Annotated in this window: 1 protein-coding gene; it reads left to right on the top strand. The window is 40.9% G+C overall.

The annotated features are described in order from the left end of the window. Positions 1-241 precede the first annotated feature (241 nt). On the top strand, positions 242-2,176 hold the full coding sequence (locus AC3DU7_RS31025) for a transglycosylase domain-containing protein (protein WP_488043083.1): 1,935 nt from the start codon (positions 242-244) through the stop codon (positions 2,174-2,176). The last annotated feature ends 320 nt before the right edge of the window (positions 2,177-2,496 follow it).

The following is a 2,496-nucleotide window of genomic DNA, read 5'->3' as shown; positions in this document are numbered from 1 at the left end:
GACTCTTGACCAAAAAATAAGGTCTCAAGCCTCGTATTTCAATCCCAATACTTTCGGTGCGGAATGCTGCGCAAACAGGCAGAGGTACTGATAACTGATAACTGATAACTGATAACTGAAATGACTCCTTACTCCTAAAAAATCCCCTAGCTATTTGTAGCCAACATTTATTAAATTGGCATAACACCTAAACAATTAGTAGCTCTAAAATTTGAAATTTCGTCAAGGAAGTTAAATCAAAGTGTCCACCAACGCTCTCCCACACAAGCAAACTACAAAATCTCAGTCCGAAATTTCACCAGTCTTCGGATTTGTTCAATCTGTTAGTAAAGTAACAGCAGGTACCGTACTAGGTATCACCATGCTAACTAGCTCATTAGTTGCTGGTGGACTAGTAGGTTTAGCAATCAGCTTCCGTAATCTGCCGGATGTTCGGGTACTAAAAAATTACACACCTTCAGAAACAACTCATATATATGATGTTAAAGGTAGACCATTGGCTAGCCTCCACGACGAGGCCAACCGAGAAGTCATACCCCTAAACCAAATTTCTCCAGACTTAAAACGAGCAGTTCTAGCGATCGAGGATAGTAACTTCTACAATCACTACGGGATCTATCCTATCGGAATTATGCGTGCTTTTGTGGCCAACTTAGAGCGGGGTAGAACTGTTGAAGGTGGTTCTACTATTACTATGCAGTTGGTGAAAAATTTGTTTCTCTCCCCAACAGCCAAATTAAGTAGGAAAGTGGCTGAAGCAGTTTTGGCAATTAGGATGGAACAAATTCTCGATAAAAACGAAATTTTAGAATTGTACCTCAACCAAATTTACTGGGGTCATAATCTTTATGGAGTTGAAACAGCAGCAAAAAGCTATTTTAATAAGTCTTCCAAGGATTTAACTTTGGCTGAAGCTGCTTTGATGGCAGGTATGATTCCTGCGCCAGAAGAGTATAGTCCATTTATCAATTACCAAAAGTCCAAGCAACGCCAAGCTACTGTTTTAGCAAGACTACGTGAACTTAATTGGATTACTGCTGAAGAGGAAGCAGAGGCTCTCAAGCAACCATTGTTAGTGGGTAAAGTTACCTCTTTTCGTCAGAGTGAACTTCCTTATATTACTAATGCAGTTGTTCAGGAGTTAACTGAGAGGTTTGGTAAAGATGCTGTTCTTAAGGGAGGAATGCGGATACAAACGACTATTGATATGAATTTCCAACGGATGGCGGAAAAAACCGTGACTGAATGGCATGAAATCTTATATTACCGTCGGGTTTATCGGAGTTGGGACAAAGGTCAAATGGCATTAGTGGCAGTCGATCCACGCACCCACTTTGTGCGGGCAATGGTTGGTGGAGCAGATTTTAAGAGCAGTCAATATAATCGTGCTGTTCAAGCTCGCAGGCAACCAGGTTCTGCTTTTAAGCCTTTTGTTTATTACACTGCTTTTGCTTCGGGTAGATATTCCCCATATTCAGTTGTGTCAGATACTCGAGTTAGTTATCCAGATGGTAATGGTTATTACACTCCTCGAAATTATGGCGGTGGATATTCTGGCTCTGTTAGTATTCGTAAGGCTTTGGAGTCTTCTTTGAATATACCAGCGGTGAAAATTGGTCAATATGTTGGACTTAATAAGGTAATTGAGGTTTGTCGCATTTTAGGGATTAAGAGTCCGATGGAACCTGTTATTTCTTTACCACTTGGTTCGGTTGATTTGACACCTCTGGAGATGGCTGGTGCTTATGCGACTTTTGCTAATAATGGTTGGCATTCTGACACGACTTTTATTGTACAGGTGACAGATACCAGTGGAAATGTCTTGTTGGATAATACTCCTAAACCGAAGTTGGTTCTTAATCAGTGGGCTGTGGCATCACTTAATAGTGTATTGGTGGGGGTAATTGAACGAGGTACTGCTACTAAAGCTAAGATTGGTCGTCAGGCTGCTGGAAAAACTGGTACGACTTCTTCTGAACGAGATGTTTGGTTTGTAGGTTATACGCCTCAGTTGGCAACAGCTGTTTGGGTGGGCAATGATGATTATCGGCCTCTAAACTACGGTGCTACGGGTGGGGGTACTGTTGCACCGATCTGGCGTGATTTTATGAACCAAGCTTTAAGTGGCCAGCGCCGGGAATATTTTCCTCCAGCATATAAATTTGATAGACCATAGTTAGTACCAAATAAGTAATAAGTAAGAAGAAGGAAGACCGAAGTTCCAAGTTAGACAAAGACCCATAATTTACAGATACAAAAGAATATCAGTACTTTGTATTTTTTTGTATTTCTACGCCGTGTGCAACTTTTTTTAACCGATGAGATATAGCAATGTGCGCTGGCATATTTACAAATTGCAGGAGATGTCCAATAGCTAAAAGTCTTATATTATCGGTTTTTTATTATCCCTGTTGCCTGTTGCCTGTTGCCTGTTGCCTGCGCACAGCGCTATATAGGTAGGGCTTGCTGATTAAATATCAAAGCATTGACTGATAT

Source organism: Okeania sp. (genome assembly GCF_983059655.1).
This window is presented reverse-complemented; position numbering and strand designations above follow the sequence as displayed.